This window comes from Tissierella carlieri (genome assembly GCF_018917285.1).
In the GTDB taxonomy this organism is placed as follows: domain Bacteria; phylum Bacillota; class Clostridia; order Tissierellales; family Tissierellaceae; genus Tissierella; species Tissierella carlieri.
On the sequence record NZ_JAHLOH010000052.1, the window covers coordinates 1 to 9,174 of the forward strand.

Consider the following 9,174-nt stretch of genomic DNA (forward strand, 5'->3'; position numbering starts at 1 on the left):
AGAAGCTTGGATGGATGAGTCCTGTAGAATACAGACTTAGCCTTTCGGCTGCATAAAAAATAGCGTAGCAGTTCACAAAACTACTACGCTACAAAGTCTAACTTATTGGGGTCACATCATTCTATATGTTCTTTTGTAGAAATCAATGGAGATGTTTTACCTTTAACTGAAGAGTTAATAGCAACAGTCATGGATATGGTAACTAAACTTAATGAAGACGGTATGAGAGTTCTTGCTATAGCTCAAAAAAACAATGTACCAGATGAAAATGTGTTTAGTATTAAAGATGAAAGTAATATGGTTCTTATTGGATATATGGGATTTTTAGATCCTCCAAAGGATTCAGCTGTTTCTGCAATAAAGGCATTATATGAACACGGAGTAGACGTAAAGGTATTAACTGGAGATAATGATATAGTTGCTAAAAAAATATGCAAAGATGTGGGGATTCCTATAGATAATGTTGTCTTAGGTATAGATATAGAAGAAATGACAGATGAAAGATTATATGAAACAGCTTCAAAATCCAGTATCCTAGCAAAACTATCTCCAATGCAAAAAGAAAGAGTTATTTCTATTCTACAGAATAATGGTCATGTTGTTGGTTTCTTAGGTGATGGCATCAACGATTCTCAAGCCCTAAAACAAGCTGATGTAGGCATTTCTGTAGATACAGCAGTTGATATAGCCAAGAAGTCTGCCGATATAATATTACTTGAAAAAGACTTAAATGTTTTAGAAAAAGGAGTTATTGAAGGTAGGAGGGTATTTGGAAATATTGTTAAATATATAAATATGACTGCTAGCTCCAACTTTGGAAATGTATTTAGTGTATTAGCAGCTAGCGCATTTCTGCCATTTTTACCAATGTTGCCAATACAGTTACTTGTGCAAAACTTACTCTATAGTATTTCTCAAATAGCTATACCATGAGATCATATGGATGAAGAATATTTAAGAACACCTCAGAAATGGAATGCTGATAAAATAGGTAAGTTTATGTTATATATAGGACCTATTAGTTCCATATTTGATATTGCTACCTTTGCTATTATGTGGTTTATGTTTAAGGCAAATACAATAGAATTACAGCCTTTATTTCAATCTGGTTGGTTTATAGTAGGCCTTGTATCGCAAACCTTAATAGTCCATATGATAAGGACAAAGAAGATTCCATTTTTACAAAGTAGAGCTTCTACTCCACTTATGATAATGACATTCATAATAATAAGTGTAGGAATATTAATTCCATATACTGAATTTGGAACTTATATAGGACTTGTTCCCCTACCAGCAAGTTATTTTCCTTGGTTAATAGGAATATTATTAGCCTATTCCATTCTTACACAAATTGTTAAAAATATTTATATTAAAAAGTTTAATACTTGGATGTAAATTCCTCTAAAACCCTATTAAATCTAATAGGGTTTTCTAATACCAATAAGTGGGTGTGATCTTCAAATATTATTAATTCTGAATTTCTAATATTTTCCTTAAGATATTTTCCTGCATCAACTGAATAGAAAGTACTTTTTCCTCCAAATATAATTAAAGTTGGTATGTGTATTTTACTCAAAGTATCTCTATAATCCTTTTCTATCATAGATTTCCACATTGAATACATTACATGAGGAGAATTATTTTTCATCTTATCCATTGAAATATTAAATTGTTTTTCACTAAAATAAGGCGCCATGTTTCTTATAAATTTTTCTGCAAATCCTATCCAATTTTCTTTGATTAAACTTAAATCCTTTAATGCATTTTCCATAGTATATTTACCATGATATAAACCTAAATCCCAAGTATTATCATTTATGGCCTTAGGACTTTTATCTACAATACATATTTTAGATATCTTTTCTAATCCAAATAAATTTATATATTCAAATATAACCCATGCTCCCATTGACCAACCAACTAATATTACATCTTTTAGTTCTAGATATCCTATAAACTCTCTTAAATCTAATGCAAATCTCTCCAAATTTAATCCATAATCTGTCCTATCTGATATGCCATGACCTCTTAAATCATAGGTTATTATTTTATATTTCTTAGATAATACTCTTTGTTGTATTCTAAATGAATTATGATCCTCTGAGAATCCATGGATAAAAATTATTGGTAATCCTTCTCCTTTTACTTCATAATATAGTTTCACATTATCACTTGTAGTAAAAAACTCCATCATTATCACATCCTATTTATTCTTCATTAATAATTATATATCATTTAAGTAATTTAAAAAACTTTTATAATATTACTAAAATAAAAATTAAAAGTACAAATCCTATTACCCCAGAAATTGGATATAATGTCGCCACTAAATTGGAGAATCCAAATTTGGCTAATGGAATGGATAGCAAGCAGAATAAGGTTATTATAAGATTCTTATATTTACTCTTAGAAACCTTATTTATAATGCCAAAACCATTAGCTAATGCAGTTGTAAACATGGCAGCCCATAGTATAATTGAATAAAACTTTCTATATCCACTTCCTATATAATTACATATTCTTAGCATCGGAATATCCATAGTAGCTACCTCATCATAATAAACAAGCATGGAACTTAATATAGATAAACCAAGGATAAATAATATTATTCCTCCCGATACACCACCTAAAATAGCTGTTTTTTTGCTATCTACCAATGATAATAGGGACGAGAATACTATGATGATAATTAGGGAATTGGAGCCTAAATATAAAAGAGAGGAAGACAGAAAATTTCCTTTCAGTGTCAAATTTACTCCATTTATATTTGATAAATCATATCCTTCTTTTATATTTAAATATATAGATGTAAATATAATGCCTATAATAAGTAAAGGAACTAACAAAGAGTTAATAAAAGAAAGTCCTTCTAAACTAAATAGAAATACTATAAACGACAAAACTATCATTACAATAATCCCAAGGTTAAAAGATAAACCTAGTTCCTCCTCAAATATTGCACCACTACCTGCAACCATAACACTAAATCCTGTGTATAAGAAAATTGTCATTATATTATCTAATATTAATCCAAATTTTTTTCCAAATAATTTACATATTAATTCCTGAAATCCACTTATTTTATTGTTGAATATCTTTAAAAGAAGTAATCCTCCTATCAAAGAAAATAATATTCCTGATATTATTACTCCAAAAATTCCCTTTATCCCATATACTCCAAAAAATTCTATAATTTCTCTACCAGAAGCAAAACCTGCACCTATAACTGTACCTACATATATTGATGCTACTTTCATCCATTTTCTATTGATTATCTTCTTCATCATCTTCCCCCTTTCTAATATTTAATAATATTAGAATAGAGCTTATCCTATAACAACTTAGTAAAAAAGAAGTTCTACTCCCAGTACGGAGTAGAACCTTATTCTATGCATTATGAATATATTTTAACATCTTGAAGAACATTTTATCTCTTCTTTTTATAGCTTCTTCATCTTTACCTTCTGAATAATCATAGAAACCTTTCTTTGATTTAACGCCTAATTCATTATTATCCATTAATTTCTTCAATACTTCTTGTGGTTCTTTTACATCAGATAAATCATTAAATAAATATGAAGATATATAGTAGAATGTATCTAACCCTCCTAAATCCGCTGTCTCTAAAGGGCCTATTATTGGATATCTAAATCCAGGTCCATATTTCATAGCCCTATCCACATCTTCAAAAGTAGCTATTCCCTCTTCTACTATATTCAATGCCTCTCTAAATACTGCAAACTGTATTCTATTACCAATAAATCCTGGAGCATCTTTTTGTACAACTACTGGCTCCTTATCTATTTTTTTTACTAATTTCAATAATATATCTACAGTTCCACCACTTGTCCCTTCTCCTCTTATTAATTCAACTAATGGAATAATATGAGGTGGATTCCAAAAATGCATTCCTATAAATCTATCCCTATTTTTTACTTTCTTAGATATTTCCGTAATACTAAGACCAGAGGTATTTGTTGCAAATATAGCATCAGATTTAGCTATTTCTTCCACTTCTCTCCAGAAATCCTGTTTTATATCCATTTTTTCTATAATAGCTTCAATTATTACATCACAGTCAGAAAAAACTTTTTTATCTATGGAATATTTTATATTTTTCACTGTATTTTCAACTTCTGATTCTGCCATAAGACCTTCTTCTATTAAACTACTATTAAATATAGATACTAATCTTTTAGAACTTTTTAGAAATTCTTCTTTAATATCAGTTACAACTACTTCATATCCCTTTCGTGCAAATATTTGAGCTATACCAGATCCCATAGTTCCTGCCCCTGCTATACCTATCTTTTTAATATCGTCTATCTTCATCTTGTAACCTCCTTTTAATCGTATCTCCCCATCTAATTATTATACTAGATGGGGAGATATTTATCTCTTATTATTTTTCTAATAAATTCCTAAACTTCCAAGAATTATAGCTGCAATAGTGGCTACCACTGGTAAAGCTACTGAAGTAACAAATATATCTATATATGAATCCTTATGAGTCATACCTGTAACAGCAAGTAAAGTCAATACAGCCCCATTATGTGGAAGTGTATCAAGACCTCCTGATGAAAGTGAAGCTATTCTATGGAAAGCCTCAGGACTAATACCTGTCTCTAAAGCCAATTGATAATATTTTGCTCCCAAAGCTTCTAATGCTATACCCATTCCTCCTGAAGCTGAGCCTGTTGCACCAGCTAAAATATTTACTGCTATTGATTCTGAAATAAGGGGAGAACCTTTTATCCCTAGAAGTAAATCTGTTAATGTCTGAAACCCTGGTACTGCTCTTACTATTGAACCAAATCCAACAGCAGCAGATGTATTTATAATTGCAGTAATTGATGATGTTGCTCCTCCGCTAATGGATTTAGTAAAACCTTTGTATTTGCTAGGATTAGTTATCATTGCCATGATTATACCGGCTAATAAACATACTACTATATCCCATTTTAACCTTTCTATATTTAAAGTTAATATTACAGTAAGCAAAGGTAAAAATGAAAGAAATGGATTTGGAAGTTCTTGTACTTCAGCTTCAGAATTTACATTTCCTTTCTTTTCAGGCTCAATAAAGCCTTCACCCTTAGCTGTAAATCTTTTCTCTCTCCATACAAGATATGCATATCCTCCACCTAATAATATAGCTGAAGCTACTAAGCCCATAATTGGACCTGCTGTAGGTGTTGTGTTAAAATAATCCGTAGGAATTAAATTTTGAATTTGAGGTGTTCCTGGCAATGCTGTCATTGTAAAGGTAAATGATCCAAGGGCTATTGCTCCAGGAATAAGCTTTCTAGTAATATTAGCTTCTCTGAATAATTCTAATGCCAAAGGATACATTGCAAATACAACTACAAATAGAGATATACCACCATAAGTCAATACTGCACAGCCTACTACTACACTAAGGATAGCTCTCTTTGCACCTAGTACTTTTGTAAGCCATTTAGCTATGGACTTAGCTGCACCAGTATAATCCATCAATGTTCCAAATATTGCGCCTAACATAAATACTGGAAACCAAGATTTTGTAAAGCCTACAAAACCAGCCATATAAGTATCTTTATATGCTGGGAGCAGTTCTAGACCGCCTGTCAAGGCTACTACTAATGCACATAGAGGAGCTATCCAAATTATAGAGTATCCTCTATAAGCTAAGAACATCAATAGTACTAATCCGATAATAATACCTAGCATAATTTACTTCCCCCTTTTATTTTACTTGATATTTTATTTATCATTTGTCTTTTAAAAAATCTTATCTTTTGTTTTTTAATAGCCTTATCTTTTGTTTCTAATGAGAATTATTTTATCTTTTGTTTTTCTATTAAAACTTCAGTATTTTTAGCCAGCTGTCCAACCGCCATCTATTGTAAGTGTTGATCCTGTAATATGAGTTCCTGCATTTGAACATAAAAATTTAGCCACATCTGCAATAGTTTCAGGCTCTATTAGTTTTTTAACTGCTGCTTTTTGTAACATTACTTTTTCAATAACTTCTTCCCTTGATATTCCATGGGATACTGCTTGAGCATCAATTTGATTATCCACTAAAGGAGTTCTAACATATGCTGGACAAATTGAATTTACAGTTATTCCATAAGGTCCTCCTTCTAAAGCAGTAGTTTTTGTTAGTCCTGAAAGACCATGTTTAGCTGAAACATAAGCAACTTTAAATTCAGATGCTACTAATCCATGAATTGAATTTAAATTTATTATTCTTCCCCAACCTTGTTCTTTCATTGAATTCCATACATACTTAGTTAGTAAGAATGGAGCCGTTAACATTAAATTAATCATAAAATCCCATTTATCCTCTGGAAAATCTTCTATTGGAGATACTGTTTGAATTCCTGCCACATTTACAAGAATATCTACCTTTGAATATTTATCTAAAGTATAATCGACTAAATCCTTACACCCTTCTCTTGTGCTTAAATCTACCTTAAAATAATCTGCACTTATTCTTTGTGACTCATTTTTTAATCTTTCTTCATTAATATCAGCCATAACTACCTTAGCACCATCTTTAGAAAAAGCTTCCGCAACGGCTAATCCAATTCCACTGGCTGCTCCTGTCACAATACATACTTTATTTTCTAACATCCTTATACCTCCTTAATTTAATTGTTTAACTATTAATATAGCAAAATCCATGCCATTGATTTTTGGTATGAATGTTAGTTTTTTATCTAAATATCCCCGTTTAAATAAAAAAACAAGTATATTTCTCATAAAATATACTTGTTTTTTTATTTTGTTTTTTTAAAAATATAATAATTTAAAGTTAATGTAAGGTTATACTTACATTAACTTACTTTAAATCTATAGAGTGTAAGTTTTTCCTTACATCAAATCTTCATTTTCTAGTTTTTCGTAAATTTTTCTGACAATTCTTTTAATTGTGAGGAAAATAACATTACATATCTATTTCATATTTTGAAATCTTTTCATATAAACTTGTCCTGCTAATATCTAATGTATTGGCAGCTAAAGTTTTGTTGCCATTAGCAATTATTAGGCTATCTATAATAGATTGTTTTTCTACTTCTTCTAAAATGGATTTTAAACTTTTCATCTGCTTATTTCGAGTCATACCTGTAATTTTAGTAGGTAAATGTTCTGGCTTGATTATTGTTTCTTCTTCTAAGAAATTTATAGCCCTTTCTAGGATATTTTCTAACTCCCTTACATTTCCAGGCCAATCATAATTTTTTAAATATTCTATTGTACTCTCTGATATCTTATCTACTCTTATATTTTCTCCTTTTGATATCTTGTTTACTAAATACTTGGAAAGGATAGTTATATCTTCCTTTCTTTCCCTTAAAGGAGGGATTTTTATACTCACTACATTTAATCTATAATATAAATCTAATCTAAACATATCCTCAGATACCATTTTTTCTAGATCTTTATTAGTTGCTGCTATAACTCTAATATCAATTTTCTCTGAATAATTACAACCTATTCTCTCTATTTCTTTATCCTGGAGAACTCTTAATAATTTCACCTGCATATTCATAGGTAAATCACCAATTTCATCTAGAAAGATAGTACCTCCATCTGCAGCCTTAAACTTCCCAATCTTTCCTCCTTTTTTAGCACCTGTAAAAGAACCTTCTTCATATCCAAATAATTCTGATTCTAATAACTCATATGGAATTGCTCCACAATTTACTCTAATAAAAGGTGCATCTATACGTCTACTGTTATTATGAATTGCATGTGCAAATAATTCTTTTCCAGTACCAGATTCTCCTAAAATTAAAACATTTGAATTAGTCTTTGCTGCCCTTTTTGTAAGTTCCTTAAGGCTTTCCATAGACTTACTTATACTTATAATGCTATCTAAAGCATAATTTGCTTTGTTTACTTTTTTAAATTCATCCTTATATAGATTCAATTCTTTCTCAATTTTATTTATCTTCATATATAGGGAATTTAATTCATCTACATCTTTAAATAATACCTTACCTACAGCACCTACTACATTACCATTAACAAATACTGGTATTCTAGTAGCTATCATATTTTTACCATTTATCTCTTGAACTTGGGCAATTTCTGGTATTCCTGTCTTTATTACAATATCCATTCTCGTATTCTCTATAACTTCTCGTACATGTTTGCCTATTGCCACTTCTCTATCTACTCCTAAGAATTCCGCATAAGGATTACTTAACATTTCTATATATCCATCTTTATTAACATAAACAATAGCATCATTTGTGGCTTCCATTACTGTATTTAATAGAGAAGATGCTTCTATCTCATCATCAAACTGTCTAATAAATTCTTTATAAGTATCTAATTTTTGAAAAATTATATAGGCTCCTTCATTAGTATCATTATTAGAAATTGCCTTTTTTATTACAATAATATCTTTGCCATTATATTTTAGTTTCTGGGATTCATGTTTTTTATTAGACTTTAAAAAGGATTTAATCTTAAAATTCGATAGGATATTAGATAGGTTTCTGTTTAGATTATTTTCATCAAATAATTCTAATATATTTAAAGCTTCACTATTAAAAAAATTTATATTACAATATTCATCTACTACTAAAATACCTATGTTTAAAGAATTAGCTAGATTATATAAATTTATCCCGTTATTAGACATTATTTGCCCACTCCTATTTATATTCTAATATAATTATACCATAAATTATATAAATCTAACTTTATTTAAAATATAACACAATAGTCTCGCAACTCAAATCTATTTACTCGCTACGCTCGCATAGATTTGGTCCTAACGGACACTCCCAACGATAAATTCTACATTAAGGTTGGTGCTCATTGCCTTTGACCTACTAAAACTCACTATCGTTCGTTAAGTTAGGTCATCTTCCGCAGTCTCACTGCACAAATTCATTTGCTCATTATCATTCGCATGAATTTGGCATTCGTTGCGTTTGACCTACTAAAGCTCACTATCGTTCGCTAAGTTAGGTCATAAAAAAAAGCCCTACTACGACCAACGTAATAGAGCTTTTTATTAATTTTATGTAGCCTGGCAACTTCCTACTCTCCCAGATCGTTTCCAACCAAGTACCATCGGCGTTAAGATGCTTAACTTCTGTGTTCGGTATGGGTACAGGTGTGTCCATCTTGCTATCGTCACCAGACGAAAACTACTTCTATACAATATTCATG

Annotated in this window: 8 protein-coding genes and 1 rRNA gene; 2 read left to right on the plus strand and 7 right to left on the minus strand. The window is 30.2% G+C overall.

Annotated features, from left to right (window positions below; all coding sequences use genetic code 11):
- Window positions 1-105: 105 nt before the first annotated feature.
- Both KQI38_RS18845 and KQI38_RS18850 read left to right on the plus strand, forming a co-directional pair.
- Complete coding sequence (locus KQI38_RS18845; RefSeq protein WP_216562212.1) at window positions 106-933, plus strand: HAD-IC family P-type ATPase; 828 nt, start codon at window positions 106-108, stop codon at window positions 931-933.
- A gap of 6 nt (window positions 934-939) precedes the next feature.
- Window positions 940-1,395, plus strand: coding sequence for a cation transporting ATPase C-terminal domain-containing protein (locus KQI38_RS18850; protein WP_216562215.1), 456 nt, complete (start codon window positions 940-942; stop codon window positions 1,393-1,395).
- Here KQI38_RS18850 and KQI38_RS18855 read toward each other — a convergent pair.
- The 7 genes from KQI38_RS18855 to rrf form a co-directional block, all read right to left on the minus strand.
- The gene (locus tag KQI38_RS18855) at window positions 1,379-2,191 is read right to left on the minus strand and encodes an alpha/beta fold hydrolase (RefSeq protein WP_216562217.1); all 813 of its coding nucleotides are present in this window, start codon (window positions 2,189-2,191) and stop codon (window positions 1,379-1,381) included. The genes KQI38_RS18850 and KQI38_RS18855 overlap by 17 nt on opposite strands.
- A gap of 64 nt (window positions 2,192-2,255) precedes the next feature.
- Window positions 2,256-3,284, minus strand: coding sequence for a YkvI family membrane protein (locus tag KQI38_RS18860; RefSeq protein WP_216562219.1), 1,029 nt, complete (start codon window positions 3,282-3,284; stop codon window positions 2,256-2,258).
- A 103-nt stretch (window positions 3,285-3,387) separates the two neighbouring features.
- Window positions 3,388-4,332 (minus strand): 3-hydroxyacyl-CoA dehydrogenase family protein, encoded by a 945-nt coding sequence (locus tag KQI38_RS18865; protein ID WP_216562221.1) that lies wholly within the window; start codon window positions 4,330-4,332, stop codon window positions 3,388-3,390.
- A 78-nt stretch (window positions 4,333-4,410) separates the two neighbouring features.
- Window positions 4,411-5,709, minus strand: a complete 1,299-nt coding sequence (locus KQI38_RS18870) for a GntP family permease (RefSeq protein WP_216562224.1) — start codon at window positions 5,707-5,709, stop codon at window positions 4,411-4,413.
- A gap of 147 nt (window positions 5,710-5,856) precedes the next feature.
- On the minus strand, window positions 5,857-6,618 hold the full coding sequence (locus KQI38_RS18875; RefSeq protein ID WP_216562226.1) for a 3-hydroxybutyrate dehydrogenase: 762 nt from the start codon (window positions 6,616-6,618) through the stop codon (window positions 5,857-5,859).
- A 313-nt stretch (window positions 6,619-6,931) separates the two neighbouring features.
- Window positions 6,932-8,638, minus strand: a complete 1,707-nt coding sequence (locus KQI38_RS18880; protein ID WP_216562228.1) for a sigma 54-interacting transcriptional regulator — start codon at window positions 8,636-8,638, stop codon at window positions 6,932-6,934.
- Between the two features lie 391 nt (window positions 8,639-9,029).
- Window positions 9,030-9,146, minus strand: a 5S ribosomal RNA gene (rrf, locus tag KQI38_RS18885).
- Window positions 9,147-9,174: the final 28 nt, after the last annotated feature.